Raw genomic sequence first — 22,105 nt, forward strand, 5'->3', positions numbered from 1 at the left:
TATAATTATTTCCGCAATTTTGTTTAGCGACCGGATCGAGGACAATCACGCCATATCCACGAGAGGAGGGCGTCATGTCCCACACAGTTGAAAATTCCTCCACACAGCCGATCCGGAGTGAACCGCAGGACACGGTGCTTGTGCTCGGGGCGACGGGCGGTATTGGCGGCGCGGTTGCTGAGGCCTTCGCGTCCAGAGGCTATCAAGTGCGGGCGATGCACCGGAACGGACCCGTCATGGCTGACCGAAAGCCCGAATATGAATGGGTGAAGGGCGATGCCATGAACCGCGACGATGTGATTGCCGCCGCCAATGGCGCGCAAATCATCGTTCATGCAGTCAATCCGCCCGGATACCGCAATTGGGGGGCACTGGTGTTGCCGATGATCGACAATACAATCGCGGCTGCCAAGGCTGTCGGGGCCCGGATTGTTCTTCCGGGAACGGTCTATAACTTCGGTCCGGATGCGTGGCCGATGATCAGAGAAGACAGCCCGCAGCATCCGACGACCGTAAAGGGCGGCATTCGGGTCGAGATGGAGGCGCGGCTGGAAGCTGCTTCAAAGCAGGGTGTCAAAGTCCTGATCGTACGGGCCGGTGATTTCTTTGGGCCTTCTGCCGGAAACAACTGGTTTGCCCAGATGGTCAAATCGGGAGAGCCGGTCGACTCCATCACCGTGCCGGGCACAAAGGGAATTGGTCACCAATGGGCCTATCTTCCGGATCTTGCCGAAACCATGGTGCGCTTATTGGAAGCCAACAGCGTTTTACCCGATTTCGCGCGGTATCATTTCGAGGGATTTTGGGACCACGACGGACTGCAACTGGCCGAAGCGATCCGGCGGGTCACAGGAAAGCCTGCCTTGAAAGTGAAGCGCTTTCCATGGTGGCTGGTGCGCCTGGCGCGACCGTTCGTCGGGATTTTCCGCGAACTATGGGAAATGCGCTATCTGTGGCAGCGAAAATTGCGCATGCCCAACGACAAACTCATTGCCGTTCTGGGCGAGGAACCGCGAACGCCGCTAGACGATGCCGTGCGTCGAACGCTTGCGGATTTCAATTGTCTGGAAACGAGGCCGTAGCCTGCTTCACTGGCGAACTCTGCTCTTTCATCGGCGGAACAAAGGACGTGCGGCTCCCGGTAAAACTGACGCCGGGAGCCACTCGGTCGTGATTATCGAGATAGCGAAGGATAGTCGGTGTAACCCGGTGCACCACCGCCGTAGAAGGTTTCCTTCACAGGCTCGTTCAAAGGCGCATTCTTCTTGAAGCGTTCAACGAGATCCGGGTTGGCGATGAAGAGTTTGCCAAAGGCAACGATATCAGCCTTGCCGGATGACACAGCCTCTTCTGCCAAATCCTTGTCGTAGCCGTTATTGACCATCCAGGCACCGGTGCCACCGGCCTTGCGGTAGGTTTCGCGCAGTTCGTCCCAATTGAACGGTGTCTCGCCCTGCTGGTAGTCACGGGGACCGCCAGTCGCCCCTTCAATCACGTGAATGAAAGCGAGGTTGCGCTTGGCCAGTTCGGACACGAGGTGGTTGAACAGCGGCTGCGGGTCGGGGTCGGCAGCGCCATTGGCGGGGGTTACCGGAGAAATGCGGATACCGGTGCGGCCCGCGCCAATTTCGCCAGCGACCGCATCGACGACTTCGAGCGCGAAGCGGACTCGATTTTCGATCGAGCCGCCATATTGGTCGGTGCGGTGATTGCTGCCGGAGCGCAGGAACTCGTCGATCAGATAGCCGTTGGCCCCATGGATCTCGATGCCGTCGAAGCCGGCTTCCTTGGTGGCGCGTGTGGCCTTGCGATAGTCCTCGATGATGTCGGTAATGTCCGACAGCTCCAGTGCACGGGGATCGGATGTCGCTTCAAATGAGCCTGTGCCGTCCGGATTGACGATAAAGGTCTTCGAATTTGCATTCAGCGCCGACGGGGCGACCGGTGCTGCATTGTTCGGCTGAAGTGCCGTGTGCGAGACGCGTCCGACATGCCACATCTGCGTGACGATCTTTCCGCCTGCCGTGTGGACCGCGTCCGTGACGCGTTTCCAGCCTTCAATGGCTTCCGGTGTGTAAAGGCCGGGTACATCCGAGTAGCCCTGACCCTGCTGGGAAATCGGCGTGCCTTCCGTGATGATGAGGCCTGCTGATGCGCGCTGCTCATAATAGGCCATGTTGAGGTCGTTGGGGACAGCGCCCGGAGAACGATTGCGGGTGAGGGGGGCCATTGCCACGCGGTTCTTCAGTGAAATGTCGCCAAGGGTGATCGGGTCGTAGAGGCTGGGCATAGTAAATCCTTTGCTCGTCCGGCGCAGACTGTCGGGCTTTGGGGTAACGCTTGCCCGCGGAGGGGGCAGCTGGGGTCAGAGACTGTTCTGCATGTCCTGCAGGAAACTGCAGATAGTGTCTTCGTTGCGCTTGTAGAAGACCCACTGACCGAATTTTGTCGATGTCAGAAGATTGGCGCGCAACAGGATTGTGAGGTGGGCAGACACGGTTGATTGCGACAATCCGCAACGTTCGAACTGTCTGGCGCAGACGCCGTCGCTAAATGGTCGCGCCTGTTCACCAAAGAATTGCTCCGGTGTTTTCAGCCACTGCAAGATGTCCATGCGGACGGGATGCGCCAGTGCTTTCAGAATATCGTGCATGCGCCTCTTACCAGTTGCGACAGGCACGCTAGTCAACACTATCCACCAAGGGATAGGTCAATACACTATGATGTGAGCGTCGCGATTGGAAAGCACCTGTCGGCGACCGAGCGTCTGCCGGGCTCAAGGCAAAAAAAGAGGGCCACCGGATAAATCCAGGGCCCTTATAAGTTTGAAGGTTAAAAACCTCCAGAGGGGAACAGCTGCTGCGGTGGAACTGGGAGGTAAGCCACCATGTGCATCAGCTGAGTGCGATATGGTGGTTTTTTGTGCAGTGAACAATGCTTTTTTGTGCATGTCTGTCATGCGCTCAACGCAGACCTGTAGAAATGCTCCAGAATTACAACCCTAGGGATGCGTTTCGACGTTTTGCTCGTTTGTACGCATGCTTCCTAGAAGCTCCAGTTTCGGGCCTTGGACACGATGAAATCGCGGAAAGCCTTGAGTTTGGCCGCATTCTTCATCTCGTCCGGATAGCAGAAATAGGTGTCAAAGGAGGGAATGTCAGCGGGAATTGCCAGCTGGATGAGGCCGGGATCGCGTCCGACGATGTAATCGGGCATCATTGCGACGCCGATGCCGAGCAGGCAGGCGCGCTTGATCGATGTCTGGCTGTTGATCTGCAGGTGGGGCGCTCGGGGATTATCCGAAGTGCGGCCTGCAATTTCCAGCCAATTGACGTCGAGAAGGTAGTTGGGGGCCGGCTCACCGAAGGTAATGATGCGGTGGTTGTCCAGATCCTCGATCGACTGCGGTTCGCCGTAGCGATTGATGTAGGAGGGCGCTGCATACACATGCATGTGCACGGTAAACAGCTTGCGCTGGATCAGATCCGACTGCTGCGGCTGCCTGAGGCGGATCGCGCAGTCGGCATGTCGCATATTCACGTCCAGCTCTTCGTTGTCGAGGATCAGTTGGATCGACATGTCCGGATAGAGCTGCAGGAACTCCTGTACCTTGTCCGTGAGCCAGCCCTGTCCGAGACCAACGGTGGTTGTCACTCTCAGCTTGCCACTGGGCTTGTCTGTTGTCTCCGTCAACTGCATCTTGACGGTTTCGAGCTTCAGCAGGACGTCATGCGCCGTTCGGTAGAGAAGCTCACCCTGTTCGGTGAGAATGAGACCGCGCGCGTGGCGATGGAACAGCTTGACGCCGATATCCATCTCCAGCGCGCTGACCTGGCGGCTGATGGCTGATTGCGACAGATGCAGCTTGTCAGCGGCATGCGTGAACGAACCTGCTTCAGCGGCGGCGTGGAAGATCCGCAGCTTGTCCCAGTCGAGTGGCATGCCTACACCTCTCATGATGTCACTCTGCCGCTTCTTTAACGGTTTCCACAGCCGTCAGATAACGTTCGACTTCAAGCGCTGCCATGCAGCCCATGCCGGCGGCTGTTACGGCCTGGCGGTAGATGTCATCGGTGACATCGCCGGCGGCAAAAACGCCCTCGACATCCGTTGCGGTGGAGTCCGGGGCCGTCCACAAATAGCCATTCGGCTTCAGTTTGAGCTTGTCTTTGAACAGTTCAACCGCAGGAGCATGGCCGATCGCCACGAACACACCGTCGATCGGCATGTCGGTGATGGTGCCGCTCACCGTGTCCTTGAGCCGAACGCCCGAGACAGATGGCGGCATCGGCGCCTTGGCCGGTTCGCCGGTGATTTCGGCCACTTCGGTGTTCCACATCACCTTGATGTTTTCCTTGGCAAACAGGCGCTCCTGCAGGATTTTCTCCGAACGGAAGCTGTCACGGCGATGTACGACCGTGACAGATTTGCAGATGTTGGACAGATAGAGTGCTTCTTCGACAGCGGAATTGCCGCCGCCGACCACGATCACATCCTTGTTGCGATAGAAAAAGCCATCGCAGGTGGCGCAGGCCGAGACCCCAAAGCCCTGAAAATGTTGCTCGCTCTCGATGCCGAGCCATTTGGCCTTGGCACCGGTTGCAATGATAAGCGTGTCGGCCGTCCACACCGCACCGCTATCGGTCTTTGCCGTGAAGGGGCGGCGGGCCATATCGACTTCGGTGACCAGATCACTGACGATCTCGGCACCAACGTGGATTGCCTGGTTGAGCATCTGCTCCATCAGGAACGGTCCCTGGATCGGGTCGGCATAGCCTGGATAGTTTTCGACGTCGGCAGTAATCATGAGCTGCCCACCCTGCTCCATGCCGGCAATGAGCACGGGCTTTAGCATGGCACGGGCTGCGTAAATGGCCGCGGTATAACCTGCCGGGCCGGATCCGATGATCAGCACCTTCGTGTGACGGGCAGTCATGACGTTTGTCCTTTCAATCTGCGCAACTCTGGCTGAGGATTGTCCAGAGATGGGGCGGCCATGGTCTTGGCGCAACGGTTGCGCCATTTACGGTTGATCTCTGCAAATATTCAAGGCCAGCCGTGCATAAGCCACAAGACAAACCGCCTGCGTCGTAATAATTGTACGCAAGTGAGTCATATTGTTGCGGAAATCACGCCTTAGGGTATTGGGTTCCAAACGCAGTTCGTGAGAAAGGCCTCCCCATTGTTGCGCGCCGAGCTGGATGCAATCGATCTGAAAATTCTCAAAGAACTTCAACACGACGGGCGCATGACCAATGTCGAGTTGTCTGAACGTGTAGGCATCTCGGCGCCGCCATGTCTCAGACGCGTGCGAAAGCTGGAAGAAGCGGGCATAATCGAGGGCTATCACGCAGCATTGAATGCCCGAAGGCTTGGCTATGACCTGGTCGCATTCTGTGCGGTGGGGCTGAAGCACCAGTCTGAAGCCCAGCTGAAATCCTTTGCTGCAGCAACCGAAGGATGGCCGCTTGTGCGTCAGGCCTGGATGGTCTCCGGTGAAAGCGACTTTCTGCTGCATTGCGTCGCGGAGAACCTGACGCAGTTTCAAGATTTCGTGATTGAAGTGCTGACAGCTAATGAAACCGTGGATACAGTCAAGACAATGTTGACGATCCGACCGGTCAAGAGATTGGGGTTGGTCGATATCTGAGCGGGGGCAGATGCTATGGGGTTGTTGCGAGAATTGAGGAAATTGGTTTTCGGGCGCACGGATGGAGTGATGTTCGAAGGATCAGGAAATTATTGGGAAGAGCGCTATCGAGCCGGCGGCAGCTCAGGCGGGGGGTCTTATGACCGTCTCGCTGAGTTCAAAGCTGACATCTTGAATGATTTCGTTGCCAAGCACGAGATTAAGTCCGTAATCGAATTTGGCAGCGGCGACGGCAATCAGCTCAGTCTTGCAGATTACCCTGCTTATCTTGGTGTCGATGTCAGTCCGACCGCCGTTGAGCTCTGCCGGTCTATATTTGCGGAGGATGATACCAAACGTTTCGTCACGCTCGAAGAATATGATGATGAGGGTGCCGAACTCGCCCTGTCTCTCGACGTGGTATATCACCTTGTCGAGGATCAGGTATTCCATGCCTATATGTCTCGTCTTTTCGATGTCGCCCGCCGATACGTGATTGTGTATTCGTCAAACTATGACTCTGTGGGTGCTGCTCATGTGCGGCACAGGACTTTCACCGATTGGATCGAGAAAAACCGCTCACAATGGCATCTCGTCGAGAAGATTCCGAACCGGTATCCTCGCCAAAAGAAGAAGAAACCGCAAACGTCGTTTGCTGAATTCTATATCTTCGCACCATCGCAATAAGGGGTGCGTTGGTTCAGTTGGTCAGATTGTTCCGCCGCTCTAGTATGGTCTTGGCGATCAGTGCCGTCGAATTGACGGGCGGGTAGTCTCCGGACGCGGGACTGTCTGGAAAGGTTCCGATAGTCACTTCGCCTTTGAGGGCCTCGATGAAGCGGTTGATCTTTGGATGGCCGCCCGTTGGATGGAACACCTGGATCGGCTTTCCTGTGGTTGCTGCGTCGCCGACCATATTGGTGGAATCGGCCGTGACAATGACCTCGTCGGCCAGTGCCAGATAGGCGGCGAGCGGATTTTCACCTTCACCCGTCCAGTACTGTACGGCGTCTTTGTCTGCGAGCATGTCAAGACGCGTCTTCAACGTATCCGGTGTCCGTCTCGATGCGGTGATCATGAGCGAGAAGCCAGCGCTCAATCGTAAAGACAAACCATCTATCAGCCTGTCAATGTCGGATGCCGTGAACTCGTGATGGCGGCTATTGCCCCCTACAAGCACGGCAATGCGCGGATGCGGCAACGCGGCAAGGTCATGCGGTGGCGATTGTCGGATGGCTTCCAGTCTGGAGGCGGGCAAGCGATTGGGGGCGGTCGTCACCTGCAGAGCGTCGTCGCCCAGCATCTCATCGTGGCGCTGGACGATGATCAGGTCTGCGCCGTGACTTTTCGTTCGCGGGTCCTTGAAGAAGACTGTCAGCGTTTTCGGCGATGCGGATTTCAACGTTCTGAGATAGGCAACCGCACGACGGCCGGTTGCAAGGCAGATGTCAGGGAAGGGCGGCTCAATGGGTGATCCCGGCCGCTTTGGTGCATCGCGGGGATCGATCGGTCCCCAGGGCATCAGCCAGGTGAAGGCCTTGCGGGGCCTGACGCGACGCAATTGTGGCTCGACGCCCAACGCCTCGGCGATACCAATCAGCGGCTGTTCATCGCCGGCCTTGCCATCGGTGAGGATCCAGACTGTCGGCTTGCGATTAGAGGTCATCTCATCCCTTCAGTGGCTCGCTCATGACGCGCTCATAGGCTGAATATTCCTTTTCGAGCATCGACTGCGTGGTGAAGTGAGCAAGAACATGGGCGCGCGCTGCGTGTCCCATGCTTGCAAGCCGCGCTGGATCTGAAAGGGCTTGCCTGAGAGCCGAGGCCATGGCGTCGGAATCGCCTGGCGCCACCAGCCAGCCGGTTTCACCATGCAATACAGTCTCGCAACTGCCGCCGTGACTGGTGGCGATCACCGGTGTCTCCATGGCCTGCGCCTCGATTGCGGCGCGACCAAAGGCTTCGGGGCGCGTGGACGCGGAGACGGCAAGGTCGGCGGCGCTCAGAACCGTCGCGATGTCGCGGCGGCTGCCGGCAAATCTCACGCGGTCTTTGATCCCCAGTCGTTCTGCCTGCGCCTTCGCGTTTGTGATGGTCGTTTCATCGCCGCTGCCGATCAAAGCGAGGCGGGTCTTGGGATCGGCAAGCTTGGCAAAGGCATCGAGCAGGATGGCATGGCCTTTCCAGCCGGTGATGCGCCCGACCATGACTATCAGTCGCTGGTTGTCGGCAGCACCGAGTTCCCGTCTGACAGAAAGTCGTTGTTCTGATGTGATGGCTGCGGGGTCAAAGACCACCGGATCAATGCCGCGCGGCGCGACGATGATCTGATCGGCGGGGTAGCCGTAAACACTGACGATATGGTCGCGGATGAAGTTCGAATTGGCGATCACCACCGGGCAGCGCAACATGGCGCCGTTATAGACGCGCTTGAGCCCGCTCTTGTGGCCATAAAGGCCATGAAATGTGGTCAGATAGCGGGGCTTGCGTTTGGATAGTCGGATAGCCAGCAGGGCAACCCATGCCGGCGCTCTGCTGCGCGCATGGACGATGTCGATTTTTTCGCGGTCGATCAGTTGTGCTACTTTGAAAGCGGATCCGATCATCGTGATCGGTGACTTGGCCCCAACGGGGATCACAATATGGTCAGCCCCGGCAGATTCCAGATCGGCGACCAGCGGTCCGCCGCTGCTTGCAACCCAGTTCGTGGCGCCACGCTTGCCCAGAAACTCCGCCATTTCGACAGCGCTGCGCTCGACCCCACCATCGCCGAGGGCTGGCAGAAGCTGGAGGATGCGGGGTGTGTTCATGGGCTGGTCCAAAGTTGCTGGCATTGACTGGGTCTGCGGTAGCAAGAGGTCGCCCGCGTTGCAAGCAGAAGCGCTGAGGACGCAATGAATGCTACAGCTATCCGGATCGGTTCAAATGGTCTAAGAGAACGCCGAAATTGTTGCAGTCGAGTTTTGCCACTTCTTCTTGAGCGCGGCTCCTGCATTCGGGATTTTGCCTTTAGGGCACGCATTGCAGGAGCAAGAACGTGGTACAAACTATCGTGTGTATGAAGTGGGGCACCCGGTATCCGGGCGATTACGTGAACCGTCTCTGGTCCATGATACAGCGCAATACCAAGCGTCCAACACGGCTTGTTTGCCTGACCGACGATGCCTCGGATATCGATCCGGCCGTCAACGTATTTCCGCTGCCACCGATCACCATTCCTGAGCGTGTGGCCTGGAAGCCCTGGCGCAAGATCTCCCTCTGGCAGACCCCGTTGGCCGACCTTGAGGGCGATGTACTGTTCATGGATCTCGATGTGGTGATTACCGGGCCGCTCGACGACTTCTTCGACTATGAGCCGGGCAAATTTTGTATTGCCGAGAACTGGACGCAGCCGGGTGAGGGGATCGGCAATACGTCGGTGTACCGCTGGCGCGTCGGCACAAACACGCACATCTTTAGCGACTTCATCAAGGACCCTGAGGTGCCTCTAAAGAGATATGGAATCTCGCAGCGCTATGTATCGGGCTCAGTTGACAACATGACCTATTGGCCCGCTGAGTGGTGCGTGAGCTTCAAGCACACGCTTTTGCCGAAATGGCCAATGAATTTCTTCAAGGTTGCGCCGCTGCCGGAGGCAACCCGCGTCGTCGCCTTCACCGGCAAGCCGGATCCGGATGAGGCGGAGATCGGCGTCTGGCCTGTCCGGGCGTGGTATAAGAAGCTCTACAAACATGTGCGGCCGACGCCTTGGATCACGGAGAACTGGCGCTGAGCCAGAATTGCCTCAGAGTGGCGATTTTGTGAAGGCGTTTGCAATCCGGTTTCTGAAGTGAAGTGCCTCTCGAAAGGTGAGGTCGCCCAAGGCAGTGAGCGGCGCTGACTTTTGCGCGGCCCGTTGGCTTCTCAACACGTCAGTGTCTGGTCTGTAGTCACTTGCAGTAGTGGAGGCAATGACCCGGGCGACCAGCGGGAACAAGCTATGTTCCTCCAGTACGCGACGGCGCGCCTCGCGGATGGCGGGCAATCGCTTTTCGTATTGATTGGTCGCGATTGCTTCCTTCATGACTGCAATTGCCTCATCCGGTTTGCGGATGTCGATGGCGATGAAGCTCTCTTCGGGGAAGTAGTCTGCGGCATTCGGCGCACCGAAATAGAACGGTAGCGCCAACCCCAGAAAAGTGTCGGCCAGTTTTTCAGTAAAATGATGAGGTGCGATGTGGTTCTCTACTGCGAGGTGATAGCGATAGTCGTCGATCGCCTCAGCCTTGTCATCAAGCGGGCGGTGACCGCGCCCGAATACTTCCATCTCAGTAATCTTGTCGGCGGCGTAGAGAGTAAAATCATAACGCAGCCGGTGCAGCGTGTGGCCCTGACGCTTGGTCGAGCATACAGTCGATACGGTTTTCGTCTTGATCGGATCATTTGCAGCAATTTCATCTGCTGTCATGACGCGATGTTCTCCGGCACCGTAAAACCAGCGCAAACCAGCCTGGCTCCACAGTCGACCGGGATGACGGAGCGCAAAGGGCTCCTGGCTGGTGACGACGTGGCCGAACTGACGGGTGTATGCGCGGCTGTAGATTTTCACAGCGCTCGGCTCGGTTGTCAGCAGAATGGTGTTTTGAGGTGGGCAGGCGAGCTTCTCGATCCGCATCGGGCGGCGTTCGCCGGCGCTTGCCGGCATGTTTTCGTAGACAACCAGCCAGTCATAATCCTTTGCATCGGCTTCGAAGGTGAAAGACAAATCCCGTTTTTCGGCCCAGCCACCCATTAGCTGGCGTCCGAGCACGCGTGCTCCGTCATCACCAGCTGCGCGGCTCATGACCTTGATGGTGATTGGGCTCATTGTCGGTTGCCTCACTTTGTCGTTCTGAAAAGGTAACGTTCTCGCGCTTTTTCGGGCTGTAGTCGCTTGTGATCGTCTTATTGTCTTTTAGTTGCACATCTAAGTGATGGCAGAATAGGGATGAGTGCCGGACATTGAATTCGAGCCGGTGGGCTCTGCGCCATTTCCCGGCTCCTGTGGGGTTCATAGCATTTTCGAGATCGGTAGCTTCTAACGGTCTACTTTGGGTTGACGTAAAGCTGACCGAGAAAAAACTTGTCGTCAGGTTTGATCTATCTGACCATGTACACTTGGCCGACTATAATCCTTGCAGTTGACCATCGGTTGCGACCACATGCTTCTTTCGCCAGTTTTGTCTTTATCTTTTCACGTTCAAGACCGCAGTTTCGATCATGTGTCCGATCTGCAGCGGTTTGAAATTTTCCTGGATGTAGGACCATCCTTTCAAGGAGAGGCTTTGGCGCAACTGAGGGTCTTCCAGCAATTCCTGCAACGCATTTGCCAATCCCTCGGCGTCGTCGATCTCCACCAAAAGGCCACCGCCGGACTGCTCGATCAGGTCCAGCGGTCCGTCGGTTCGAGAGGCGACCACCGGCACGCGACGGGCCATGGCCTCGATCATTACGAGACCAAAGGGCTCACTGCGAGAGGGCAGGCAAAAGATATCGATCTCGTCGAAAAACGAACGCGGTTCGCTGATCCAACCGCGCCATTCGATATGGTCTGATACTCCAAGTCTTTCAGCCTCAGCCTTGTGTTTGTCCGCGTCGCTTCCATCGCCCCCGATCACAAGCTTGAAGGCGCTGCCTTGCGCTTTCAGGTTGGACGCGGCAGCGATAAGGCAATCGAGTCCCTTCTTCGGACGGATTTCTGCGAGGAAGCCAATGACCGGCACCGGGTTCTTGCAGCGGTTTGTCGGTAATGGTTCGAAACAGGCAGGTGACAATCCGTTGCGGATGCGATGCACGCTTCGAACCCAGCGACGCTGACGTGCTTCTTCTTCAAGATAGCGATGCTGGGCATTGGAGATCGACAGCCAGTGGGCGTATGTGCCACGGCTGCCTACGCTATAATTGTGAAAAACTGCAAAGTGCTTTCCGCGTCCTGAAAGCCAAGCGAGTGGCCAGAGGCGGCCATTGTTGTGGATGACGCCGTCGCATTGCAGAAAGACTTGGATCATGTGCCAAAGAAGGCCGGGGTGCAGAAGAACCGACAGAAAGGATCGTATGTTTCGATCCTGATACACAGTGGCGCCAAGGGCCTGCGCGGCCTCTGCAAATATGGGAGAAGCCGTCCACACGCAGACATTATGGCCCGCTGCGATCAAGCCCTCAACATAGGAGAGACCCGCTTTGACGATGCCGCCTGTTCTGACATTGGCGGAAGCGTGAACTATTGCAATGGAAAGAGGAGGTTGGTTCATCCGATGTAAACGGCCTGTAGGCTCAGACGGCGCATTTACATGCGCCGCCTAGCATTCCCATCAACCCCAGTTGACCGCAAGGATCTCGTAGGCCTTGGAACCGCCGGGGGCGACGACTTCGATGGAATCGCCGACTTCCTTGCCGATCATGGCGCGGGCGATCGGGGACGAGATGGAAATGCGGCCCTGCTTTACATCGGCTTCCTGGTCGCCAACGATCTGATAGGTCTTTTCCTCGTCCGTGTCCTCGTCGACCAGCTTGACGGTCGCGCCAAATTTGATCTTGGAGCCGGACATTTTCGACAGGTCTATGACCTCTGCGCGGGCGACCAGATCTTCCACTTCGCCGATGCGGCCCTCATTGTGGCTCTGCGCTTCCTTGGCGGCGTGATATTCGGCATTTTCGGAAAGGTCGCCATGGGCGCGCGCTTCAGAGATCGCCTCGATGATACGGGGCCGCTCTTCCTGCTGGCGCCAACGCAGTTCCTCTTGCAGCTTGGTAAAGCCACTCTGCGTCATCGGTACCTTTTCAACCATATTTACTTCCTTTGCACTTCCATCTGCTTGCCGCAGACACAAAAGAAAACAGGCCCCGAAGCGAAGCTTCGGAACCATGTCTCAAGTCAACGTTGTATTCACTATAGCAGATCGTCGGAGGCAATTTCCAGAGTTTTATGAAGGCCGTTCCATCAGCTGTGGTGAGCCGGATCGGGCAGGACGGCCGGAGGGCTTGTGGCATAGACCCGGCTTGCCAGAGCGGCAAGGGCCAGAAGGGTAATTGCAGCCACTGCGCAGATAACGGCAAAGCCCAGAGAAAAGCTGAAACGGGCAAGCGCCAGCCATGCTGCATCCATTGCGTTCAATGTGGCAGCGCTTTCAACAGCCCCTGCCAGGGTTTCGCGTACGGCATTGGCATGCTGCGGCGTCAGGTCGCTGGTGTCGGCGCCTTGCATTTGCAGCCGGTAGACCAGAGAGCCCAGACTGCCGAGAACTGCGACACCGAGGGCGCCGCCGAATTCTGCTGCGGTTTCCGATATGGCGGAGGCGGCGCCGGCCTTGGCCGGTGCCACTGATCCGACTACCAGTCCGGTCGTGGTCAGGACCACCGGAACAAAGCCGATGCCGATCAGCGTGCTGGCAAATAGCAGTCCGTAGAGGTTCTCGTGATAGACGGCGACAGCCATGACTGCCACGCCGACGGCGTTGATCAGCAAGCCTGACAGAACCGTGGGCACGGCACCCAGCCGCTGCGTCACCCGCCACGCCTGAAGGGACATGACGGTGAAGGCCGTGGAGGGCAGTATCGACCACAGGGCTGCCTCAAGCGGACTTTGCCCCAGCACCAATTGCAAAAACTGATTCTGATAGAGAAAGACGGCAAAGACGAAGCAGACGCCGAACAGGTTGACCATCAGCGAGGCTGTGAAGGCGGGCACTTTAAAAAGCTTGAGGTCGATCAGCGGATCGGCGAGGCGCAACTGCCGGCGCAGGAAGGTCGTGCCGAGGCAAAGTCCAATGGCGATCGGCACCAGATGGTGGATGCGAAAGCCGTCCACAGCCATATGCTTGAGGCCGTAGATGACCGGCAGCACGGTTGCCAGCGAGAGGCCCACACTGAGGAGATCGAGCCTGCCGGATTGCTCGTTGCGAAATTCCGGCAACAGAAAAGGTGCAGACACGATCAGCGCTGCCATCACGGGCAGGTTGATCAGGAAAACAGAACCCCAGTCGAAGAACTGCAAGAGCACGCCGCCGATTAGTGGCCCGATCAGGCCGCCCAGCGCAAAGGCCGTACCCCAGATGCCGATGGCGCGGTTACGCTCGGCTTCCACCGAGAACATGTTGACGATCAGTGACAGGGTGGAGGGGGCAATGGTGGCACCGGCGATGCCGAGCAGCGCGCGGGCGACGATCAGCATGGACGGTGTTGGCGAAAATGCCGCCATCAGCGACGCCAGGCCAAAGGCGCCAGCGCCGATCATCAGGATTTTTCGTCGCCCGATGCGATCGCCCAGTGTGCCCATGGTGATGAGAAAACCGGCAACCATGAAGCCATAGATGTCGTTGATCCAGAGAAGTTCGGAGGCGCTCGGATGCAGATCGCGGGTAATGGCGGGAATGGCCAGAAAGAGCACCGACAAATCCATGGAGTAGATGAGGCACGCGACCGACAGCACAATTGCGCCGATCCATTCCTTGCGGCCAGCGGGTATGGGGGCGGTGTCCGTGATCGGCTGCATTATCGGGTTTCCAGAGGCAAAGGCGCCAAAATGGGTTGGTGCGGATGAATAGACAAATCTAAAGTATTGATGGGTGTTGGGCCACCGACGACTTATACGATATCGATGCTGACACTTTCCGACAGCAATGGTGGAACGCGCGTGGTTTACCGCGAAAGGACGTAACGTTCCAATTTCGCCAACGTCTGTTTTCCGCCCTCGACAGCGCCGAACTCGACCTTCGCAGCGCGGTCTTCTTTTGTCGGCAGAACCAGAACCAGCGATATGTGCGTTTTGCCGCTCACATCCTCGAATGTTATGACGCCGTTGAAGTGTGCCGGCTCGCCCATGTCGCCGCCGTGCTCATAAGCGATACGGGAAGGTGGGGATATTTCGGTGTAGCGGATCCAGTTTGGCCAGTCTTTTCCGTCCGGTCCATGCATGGTGTAACGCCACAATCCGCCGACGGAGAAGGTCATGTCATGCGTTTCGTTGGTGAAGCCATCAGGTCCCCACCAGGCATCCAGATGTTTGGGGTCGGAAAAGGCTTCGAAGACTTTTTCGCGCGGTGCGGCGATGGTGCGTTCGACGCGGATGACACGGGCGGGATCGAGTTCGGCGCTCATCTCACTGGCACTTTCCACTGGTCAGCAGGGCCTCCAGCCGGTCCAGGTTCTGCTCGTTGGCGGCGTGAAGGAATTTTTGCAACTGCTCGTTCTCCTCTGTGCGGTCAAACAGCATGCGCCAGACAAGCGATGTGCCGTCCGGCGTGTCGCTGTAGGTCATTTCAAGCGTGAACACGTGGACCGGTTCGTGGTGACGGGCCACAATGCGTTCGCCCTCGATCACGTCTTCAAAGGTCCAGCGGTTGTGAAAGTCGGCTCCATTGGAAGCCGTCATGGTCACACGCCAGGTGCCGCCCGCTTTGAGGTCAAAGGCAGAGATCCTATTGGTGAAACCATGCGGCCCCCACCATTGAGCAAGCCGTGCGGGATCGGCAAAAGCGGCAAACACAGTTTGTCTGTCGAAGGGATAGTGGCGCTCGTTGAGGATTTCGATCGTGTCGGTCATGATTGGCCTTCGTCTTTGGTGGCGTCATTTGTCTGAAGGTGGGTGAGGTAGGATTCCAGCCGGTCGAGACGCTGATCCCACAATTTCCTGTAGTCGGTCATCCAGCTATCAATGTCTTGAAGGGGTGCTGTCTCCAGGCGGCAGGGTCGCCATTGTGCCGTCCTGCTGCGCGAAATCAGGCGTGCCCGTTCAAGAACTTTCAGGTGTTTGGAAATCGACGGCAGGCTCATATCGAAGGGCTCGGCCAATTCACTGACCGTCGCTTCGCCCCTGGAGAGGCGAGAGAGGATTGCCCTGCGCGTTGGATCGGCCAGCGCGAAGAGGGTTTCGGAAAGCGCATCGGTCGCCATATTTGCCCGCTTGGTTAAATAGCTGATTGGCTAAATACAATATGCCCCTGTTTCCGTCAAGATAACGGTAAAGCGATTGCGGCAGGTTGACGGAGATTGAGTGAACATATAGTGAACAAGCCTATGAAGAAGTCGTTCTCTCACCGATTGGCAGTTCTGTCCGATGCCGCGAAATATGATGCGTCTTGCGCCTCGTCGGGCACCGAGAAACGGCATTCGGGTCCCGGCGGCGGACTTGGCTCGACAGAAGGTGCTGGCATTTGTCATGCCTATGCGCCGGACGGGCGCTGCATCTCGCTTTTGAAAATCCTGCTCACCAATTTCTGCATTTATGATTGTGCCTACTGCATCAATCGATCGTCCAGCAATGTTGAGCGGGCGCGCTTCACGCCGGACGAAGTGGTCTGGCTGACAATCGAATTCTATCGCCGCAACTATATTGAAGGCTTGTTCCTGTCCTCCGGTATCATCCGCTCGTCGGACGATACGATGGGCGAAATGGTGAAAATCGCCCGGGATTTGCGACTTAAGCATAATTTCCGCGGATACATTCATCTGAAGACCATCCCGGAAGCGTCAGCGCACCTCATCGAGGAGGCGGGGCTTTATGCCGATCGCCTGTCGATCAATGTCGAACTGCCCACAGACCAGGGGCTCTCCCGTTATGCACCGGAAAAGAAACCGCTGGGCATACGCCGCGCCATGGGGGATTTGCGGTTGAAGATCGAGGAGGCGAGCGAGCCAACGCTTCAGACAGGCAGACGCCGCAAGTTCGTACCCGCCGGGCAGAGCACGCAGATGATTGTCGGCGCCGACGGTGCGGACGATGCGACGATACTGGGCTCGAGCGCGCGACTTTACAGCAGCTATGGCCTGAAGCGCGTCTACTACTCAGCCTTCAGCCCGATCCCCGATGCGTCCAAGTCGCTTCCTTTGGTCAAGCCACCTTTGATCCGTGAACACCGGCTCTATCAGGCCGACTGGCTCTATCGCTTCTATGGCTTTTCGGTCGAGGAGATTACCTCGGGGCGAGAAGGCGGAATGCTGGATCTCGATCTCGATCCCAAACTCGCCTGGGCGCTCGGCCATCGCGACCGGTTTCCGGTTGACGTCAACCGGGCAGACCGGGAAGCCCTTTTGAGAGTGCCCGGCCTTGGACAGAAGGTGGTGAAATCCATTCTCTCGGCCCGACGCCAGCGGAGCCTCACGCTTGACGATTTGAAGCGGCTCGGTGCGTCGCCTAAAAAGATCCGGCCCTTCGTCGTGGCACAAGGATGGTCTCCGATCCGGCTGGCGGATCGCAGTGATCTTCGAAGCCTGTTTGCTCCGCAGCCGCAGCAACTGGCGCTGTTTTGATGCAGACCGTCACGCTGGACGGGCGCGGCGATTTCGAGGAATGGCGCGCAGCCGCTCGTCGGTTGCTCTCTGCCGGTGTTCGGCCGGAAGACGTTGCCTGGCAAATGCTTGGTTCTGACGATTCAGGACTGTTTGGGGGCATTGACCATTCGTTCAAAGGGGAGGCGTTCGGAGGGAGAGTAGACCCTGGGGCTATTGCCCGAACTGCCCCGATCAATGTTCCGCGTGCTTTCATCGAGGCTGCTGAAGCCGCTGTCTGTCATTGCGATTCTTCCAGATTTTCGCTGCTCTATCGGCTGCTTTGGCGTTTGCAGGACAATCGTGCGCTCCTGGATGACCGTGCGGACGGCGATGTCGCGCTGTTGCGCAAGCTGGTCAAGTCGGTACGCCGCGACAGCCACAAGATGAAAGCTTTCGTGCGCTTCAAGGATGTCGGCGACGGAACGGGTGGACGGCGCCGGTTTGCGGCATGGTTCGAGCCTGACCACTTCATCGTCGGTCGAACCTCAACTTTTTTCGCACGTCGCTTTGCCGATATGGACTGGCTGATCGCCACGCCGAAAGGGTCAGCGGCATGGGACGGAGAAAGGCTTACGATCGATCCGTTGCCAGCGGGAAAGCTGCATGATGAGGATGAGGCCGATGCGCTGTGGCGCATTTATTACGCCAATATCTTCAACCCGGCGCGTTTGAAGGTGAAGGCAATGCAGTCGGAAATGCCGAAGAAATACTGGAAAAACCTGCCTGAGGCGCAGTTGATTCCGGAGCTGATCGCCAGTGCCGAAGCGCGAATACGGACAATGGCAGAGGCCCAACCGAAGACTGCGCCGGCTTTCCACGACAGGCTGCAGGCGGAATGGGAGGACGGCCGAGCGCGAAGCGCGATTGTCCCCGACGATCCGCTGGAGGCCTTGTCACGCGAGATCAATGGCTGCGACCGCTGTCCGCTTCATAGAACGGCAACGCAGGCGGTGTGTGGGGAAGGGCCACTCGATGCCGAGATCATGATGATCGGCGAGCAACCGGGGGATCGCGAAGACCTGGCGGGGCGGCCGTTCGTCGGTCCGGCTGGCAGCATACTGGATGGCGCGCTTGAAAGTGCGGGACTGGATCGCGGACGACTTTATATCACCAATGCCGTCAAGCATTTCAAATATGAGCCGAGGGGCAAGCGGCGTATCCATCAGCGTCCGAATGTCGGAGAGGTCGAACATTGCCGCTGGTGGCTGGAGAAGGAGTTTCAGCTGGTGAAGCCGCAGATCGTGGTCGCTCTGGGGGCGACGGCCTATCAGGCGTTAACAGGCAAGACATGCGTGATGGACGAGATCCGGGGCATGCCCATACCGATTGACGAGGCGCGCATGCTGTTCGTGACGGTCCATCCCGCATTCATTTTGCGGATACCGGAGGTCGATCGGCAGCTTAGGGAGAAACAACGGTTTCGCGATGATCTTGCAGCTGTTGTAAAGCTTCAGGCCTCGCGACAGGCCTGAAACGGCAAACCGGCCTTTGATGAAGCCGGTTTGCCTTTATGGATTTCAGAAGTAGCTCTGCAGTGGCCGTACTTCGAGCTGACCCTGCTTCAGGCCACGGATCGCTTCGGCTGCGGCAAGGGAGCCTGCCATCGTGGTGTAGTAAGGTACCTTTTGCATCAGCGCAGCGCGGCGCAGCGACTTGCTATCGGAGATCGCCTTGGTGCCGTCGGTCGTGTTGATGACGAGCTGGACCTGGCGGTTGCGGATGGCATCCTCGATATGCGGACGGCCTTCCTGAACCTTGTTGATCTTGATTGCGTCGATGCCCTGTTCGGCAAGGAAGCGCTGAGTGCCGCCGGTTGCCATGACCTTGAAGCCGATTTCGGTCAGGATCAGGATCGCTGGCAGCACGCGGGCCTTGTCCTCATCGCGGACGGAGACGAAGACCGTGCCGTCGCGTGGCAGTTCGACGGATGCGCCGAGTTGGCTCTTGGCGAAGGCGAGCGCAAAGTCGGTGTCGAGACCGATGACTTCGCCGGTCGAGCGCATTTCCGGACCGAGCAGCGTGTCGACGCCGGGGAAGCGGGCGAAGGGGAAGACGGCTTCCTTGACGGCGATGTGCTTGAGGTTGCGCGGATCGGGCTTCTTGCCATAGGCGGCAATCGCGTCGTCGAGTTTTTCCCCGGTCATGATGCGAGCTGCGATCTTGGCGATCGGCGCGCCAATGGTCTTGGCGACAAAGGGTACGGTACGCGAGGCACGCGGGTTGACTTCCAGCACATAGATCGTGCCGTCCTTGATGGCGTATTGCACGTTCATCAGGCCGCCAACGTTGAGTGCCTTGGCCATGGCAGCGGTCTGGCGTTCCAGTTCGTCGAGCATGTCCTTGGAGAGCGACCGCGACGGCAGCGAGCAGGCACTGTCACCTGAATGGATACCGGCCTCTTCGATATGCTCCATGATGCCGGACACGAAGACGTTTTCACCGTCGCAGAGCGCGTCGACGTCGACTTCGATGGCATTGGTCAGGTAGCTGTCGAACAGAAGCGGGTTCTTGCCGAGCAGGGTGTTGATCTGGCCGGTCTTGTCGTTCGGATAGCGCTGCTTGATATCCTCCGGCACCAGGCCCGGCACCGTGTCGAGCAGGTAGCTCTGAAGCATCGATTCCGAATGGATGATCTGCATGGCGCGGCCGCCGAGTACGTAGGACGGGCGCACGACCAGCGGGAAGCCGATTTCGGTCGCGACGAGGCGGGCCTGCTCGACCGAATAGGCAATGCCGTTGTTCGGCTGGTTGAGATCGAGCTTCATCAGAAGCTTCTGGAAGCGGTCGCGATCTTCGGCAAGGTCGATCATGTCGGGCGCTGTGCCGAGGATCGGGATACCGTTCTTCTCAAGCGCTTCGGCAAGTTTCAACGGAGTCTGGCCGCCAAACTGGACGATGACGCCGACGAGTTCGCCCTTTTCCTGTTCCGCGCGCAGGATCTCGATCACGTCTTCGGCCGTCAGCGGCTCGAAATAGAGACGGTCGGAGGTGTCGTAGTCGGTCGACACCGTTTCCGGGTTGCAGTTGATCATGATCGCTTCAAAGCCTGCATCTTTCAATGCGAAGGCGGCATGGCAGCAGCAATAGTCGAACTCGATGCCCTGGCCGATGCGGTTGGGGCCGCCGCCAAGGATCACCACCTTTTTGCGGTCGGAAACCTCTGCTTCGGACCGGAGCTGGCCCACGAACGGGGTCTCGTAGGTCGAGTACATATAGGCGGTCGGTGACGCGAATTCGGCCGCGCAGGTATCGATGCGCTTGAAAACCGGGCGTACATTGAGGGCGTTGCGGATTTCCGCCACTTCCTTGGGACGCTTGCCCGACAGGCTTGCCAGTCGCGCATCGGAGAAGCCCATCGACTTCAGCTTGCGCAGGTTGATCGCATCTTCCGGCAGACCATGCTCGCGAACGCGGGCTTCCATGTCGATGATCGCCTTGAACTGGGCTATGAACCAAGGATCGATCTTGCAGCCGTCATGGACATCGGCCTCGGACATGCCGAGGCGAAGCGCCTGAGCAACCATGCGAAGGCGGTCGGGTGTCGGGGTGCCGATGGCGGCGCGGATGGCATTGGTGTCGTCGTTGCTTTCGCCATTGGCACCAAAGCCCGGAATTTCGATTTCGTCGAGGCCGGTGAGGCCTGTCTCAAGACCGCGCAGTGCCTTTTGCAGGGATTCGGCAAATGTACGGCCAATGGCCATGACTTCGCCGACCGACTTCATGGCTGTGGTCAGTACTGGCGAGGCGCCCGGGAATTTCTCGAAGGCAAAACGCGGGATCTTGGTCACGACATAGTCGATGGACGGTTCGAACGAGGCCGGCGTTGCGCCACCGGTGATGTCGTTGTCGAGTTCGTCGAGCGTGTAGCCGACGGCAAGCTTTGCGGCGACCTTGGCAATCGGAAAGCCGGTTGCCTTGGAGGCGAGTGCCGACGAGCGCGACACGCGCGGATTCATTTCGATGACGACAAGCCGGCCGTCTTTCGGATTGACGGCGAACTGCACATTCGAGCCGCCGGTCTCCACACCGATCTCGCGCAGAACCGCCACCGAGGCGTTGCGCATGATCTGGTATTCCTTGTCGGTCAGCGTCAGGGCTGGCGCAACGGTGATCGAGTCGCCGGTATGGACGCCCATCGGATCGATGTTTTCGATGGAGCAGATGATGATGCAGTTGTCCGCCTTGTCGCGGACCACTTCCATTTCATACTCCTTCCAGCCGAGAACCGATTCCTCGATCAGCACTTCGGTGGTTGGCGACGCGTCGAGGCCAGACCCGATGATCTCGAAGAATTCCGAGCGGTTATAGGCAATGCCGCCGCCTGTGCCGCCCATGGTGAAGGACGGGCGAATGATGGCTGGCAGTCCAACCACGTCCAGCGCCTGGGCTGCAATCGCCATGGCGTGGCTCATATAGCGCTGCTTGCGATCGGTCTCGCCGAGGTTCCAATGGTTTTCCAGATCGTCCAGAGCCTTGTCGAGTTCGTCGCCGGCAAGCTTGGCGCGCAGTTCGGCGCGGGCAATCTCATGGGTCTTGCGATCGGCATCCTTGATGTCGGTGGCGTTGGCCAGCATCGACTTTGGCGTTTCCAGGCCGATCTTGGCCATGGCCTCGCGGAACAGTGCGCGATCTTCCGCCTTGTCGATGGCTTCCGGCTTGGCGCCGATCATCTCGACATTGTAGCGGTCGAGGACGCCCATGCGCTTCAAGGACAGCGCAGTATTCAGGGCCGTCTGGCCGCCCATGGTCGGCAGCAGCGCGTCGGGGCGTTCCTTGGCAATGATCTTGGCGACGACCTCCGGGGTAATCGGCTCGACATAAGTGGCGTCGGCGAGGCCCGGATCTGTCATGATGGTGGCGGGGTTGGAGTTCACCAGGATCACCCGGTAGCCCTCTTCCTTCAGCGCCTTGCAGGCCTGGGTGCCGGAATAGTCGAATTCACATGCTTGCCCGATGACGATGGGCCCCGCGCCGATGATGAGGATGGACTTGATATCTTGGCGCTTTGGCATGGGCTTTCATCCGTCTCTAATGCAGCCTGCGTGAAAAGCCGGCGACGGTTGGAAACCGGGCCGGGTGCGGGCGTGTCTGTCTGTAGGCTAGGTGGGCCTTATAGGGAAAGGATGGGGGGAACGGAACCCCGAAAATGGCCTGTCAGATGGATTTTTGGGGACGAATGAAACGCGAGAG

At 58.1% G+C, this 22,105-nt stretch carries 20 protein-coding genes; 6 read left to right on the top strand and 14 right to left on the bottom strand.

Going from position 1 to position 22,105, the window contains the following annotated elements; all coding sequences use genetic code 11:
* The first annotated feature begins 74 nt into the window (after positions 1-74).
* Positions 75-1,082, top strand: coding sequence for an NAD-dependent epimerase/dehydratase family protein (locus ACWPM9_RS07385; RefSeq protein WP_484757256.1), 1,008 nt, complete (start codon positions 75-77; stop codon positions 1,080-1,082).
* Positions 1,083-1,174: 92 nt separating this feature from the next.
* Here the strand turns inward: ACWPM9_RS07385 and ACWPM9_RS07390 are convergent, their stop codons facing one another.
* From ACWPM9_RS07390 to trxB, 4 genes are all read right to left on the bottom strand, one after another.
* Positions 1,175-2,290 carry an alkene reductase gene (locus ACWPM9_RS07390; RefSeq protein ID WP_484757257.1) on the bottom strand — a complete coding sequence of 372 codons (1,116 nt, stop codon included), beginning with the start codon at positions 2,288-2,290 and terminating at the stop codon, positions 1,175-1,177.
* A gap of 75 nt (positions 2,291-2,365) precedes the next feature.
* Entirely contained in the window at positions 2,366-2,653 is a 288-nt protein-coding gene (locus ACWPM9_RS07395; RefSeq protein WP_428187273.1) for an ArsR/SmtB family transcription factor, read from the bottom strand.
* A 392-nt stretch (positions 2,654-3,045) separates the two neighbouring features.
* Entirely contained in the window at positions 3,046-3,942 is an 897-nt protein-coding gene (locus ACWPM9_RS07400; RefSeq protein WP_428187506.1) for a LysR family transcriptional regulator VtlR, read from the bottom strand.
* Positions 3,943-3,961: 19 nt separating this feature from the next.
* Positions 3,962-4,936 carry a thioredoxin-disulfide reductase gene (trxB, locus tag ACWPM9_RS07405; protein WP_428187272.1) on the bottom strand — a complete coding sequence of 325 codons (975 nt, stop codon included), beginning with the start codon at positions 4,934-4,936 and terminating at the stop codon, positions 3,962-3,964.
* A 246-nt stretch (positions 4,937-5,182) separates the two neighbouring features.
* On the opposite strand from trxB, the gene ACWPM9_RS07410 reads away from it, so the two are divergent.
* Entirely contained in the window at positions 5,183-5,650 is a 468-nt protein-coding gene (locus ACWPM9_RS07410; RefSeq protein WP_428187505.1) for an Lrp/AsnC family transcriptional regulator, read from the top strand.
* A gap of 69 nt (positions 5,651-5,719) precedes the next feature.
* Positions 5,720-6,316, top strand: coding sequence for a class I SAM-dependent methyltransferase (locus tag ACWPM9_RS07415; protein ID WP_484757258.1), 597 nt, complete (start codon positions 5,720-5,722; stop codon positions 6,314-6,316).
* Positions 6,317-6,329: 13 nt separating this feature from the next.
* On the opposite strand, the gene ACWPM9_RS07420 is transcribed toward ACWPM9_RS07415, so the two are convergent.
* On the bottom strand, positions 6,330-7,295 hold the full coding sequence (locus tag ACWPM9_RS07420; RefSeq protein WP_484757259.1) for a mitochondrial fission ELM1 family protein: 966 nt from the start codon (positions 7,293-7,295) through the stop codon (positions 6,330-6,332).
* Between the two features lies 1 nt (position 7,296).
* The gene (locus tag ACWPM9_RS07425; protein ID WP_484757260.1) at positions 7,297-8,439 is read right to left on the bottom strand and encodes a glycosyltransferase family 4 protein; all 1,143 of its coding nucleotides are present in this window, start codon (positions 8,437-8,439) and stop codon (positions 7,297-7,299) included.
* Between the two features lie 227 nt (positions 8,440-8,666).
* Here ACWPM9_RS07425 and ACWPM9_RS07430 point away from each other — a divergent pair, with 227 nt between their 5' ends.
* On the top strand, positions 8,667-9,401 hold the full coding sequence (locus ACWPM9_RS07430; RefSeq protein WP_484757261.1) for a hypothetical protein: 735 nt from the start codon (positions 8,667-8,669) through the stop codon (positions 9,399-9,401).
* 12 nt (positions 9,402-9,413) lie between these two features.
* Here ACWPM9_RS07430 and ACWPM9_RS07435 read toward each other — a convergent pair whose 3' ends face one another.
* The 7 genes from ACWPM9_RS07435 to ACWPM9_RS07465 form a co-directional block, all read right to left on the bottom strand.
* Positions 9,414-10,475 carry a glycosyltransferase family 10 domain-containing protein gene (locus tag ACWPM9_RS07435; RefSeq protein WP_484757262.1) on the bottom strand — a complete coding sequence of 354 codons (1,062 nt, stop codon included), beginning with the start codon at positions 10,473-10,475 and terminating at the stop codon, positions 9,414-9,416.
* 358 nt (positions 10,476-10,833) lie between these two features.
* Entirely contained in the window at positions 10,834-11,898 is a 1,065-nt protein-coding gene (locus ACWPM9_RS07440; RefSeq protein ID WP_484757263.1) for a glycosyltransferase family 4 protein, read from the bottom strand.
* Between the two features lie 60 nt (positions 11,899-11,958).
* Positions 11,959-12,435, bottom strand: coding sequence for a transcription elongation factor GreA (gene greA, locus ACWPM9_RS07445; RefSeq protein ID WP_428187265.1), 477 nt, complete (start codon positions 12,433-12,435; stop codon positions 11,959-11,961).
* A 152-nt stretch (positions 12,436-12,587) separates the two neighbouring features.
* On the bottom strand, positions 12,588-14,138 hold the full coding sequence (locus tag ACWPM9_RS07450; protein ID WP_484757264.1) for an MFS transporter: 1,551 nt from the start codon (positions 14,136-14,138) through the stop codon (positions 12,588-12,590).
* 146 nt (positions 14,139-14,284) lie between these two features.
* Positions 14,285-14,743, bottom strand: a complete 459-nt coding sequence (locus ACWPM9_RS07455; RefSeq protein ID WP_484757265.1) for an SRPBCC family protein — start codon at positions 14,741-14,743, stop codon at positions 14,285-14,287.
* A gap of 1 nt (position 14,744) precedes the next feature.
* Positions 14,745-15,188 carry an SRPBCC domain-containing protein gene (locus ACWPM9_RS07460; RefSeq protein ID WP_428187262.1) on the bottom strand — a complete coding sequence of 148 codons (444 nt, stop codon included), beginning with the start codon at positions 15,186-15,188 and terminating at the stop codon, positions 14,745-14,747.
* Complete coding sequence (locus ACWPM9_RS07465) at positions 15,185-15,538, bottom strand: ArsR/SmtB family transcription factor (RefSeq protein WP_428187261.1); 354 nt, start codon at positions 15,536-15,538, stop codon at positions 15,185-15,187. Before ACWPM9_RS07465 ends, ACWPM9_RS07460 begins: the two co-directional genes overlap by 4 nt.
* 123 nt (positions 15,539-15,661) lie before the next feature.
* Here ACWPM9_RS07465 and ACWPM9_RS07470 point away from each other — a divergent pair, with 123 nt between their 5' ends.
* Together ACWPM9_RS07470 and ACWPM9_RS07475 are read left to right on the top strand one after the other, a co-directional pair.
* Positions 15,662-16,894, top strand: coding sequence for a putative DNA modification/repair radical SAM protein (locus tag ACWPM9_RS07470; protein ID WP_484757266.1), 1,233 nt, complete (start codon positions 15,662-15,664; stop codon positions 16,892-16,894).
* Positions 16,894-18,387, top strand: coding sequence for a UdgX family uracil-DNA binding protein (locus ACWPM9_RS07475; protein ID WP_484757267.1), 1,494 nt, complete (start codon positions 16,894-16,896; stop codon positions 18,385-18,387). Before ACWPM9_RS07470 ends, ACWPM9_RS07475 begins: the two co-directional genes overlap by 1 nt.
* A 45-nt stretch (positions 18,388-18,432) precedes the next feature.
* Here the strand turns inward: ACWPM9_RS07475 and carB are convergent, their stop codons facing one another.
* On the bottom strand, positions 18,433-21,927 hold the full coding sequence (gene carB / locus ACWPM9_RS07480; RefSeq protein WP_484757268.1) for a carbamoyl-phosphate synthase large subunit: 3,495 nt from the start codon (positions 21,925-21,927) through the stop codon (positions 18,433-18,435).
* Between the last annotated feature and the right edge of the window lie 178 nt (positions 21,928-22,105).

The sequence above is a fragment of the Agrobacterium sp. H141 genome (genome assembly GCF_057158725.1).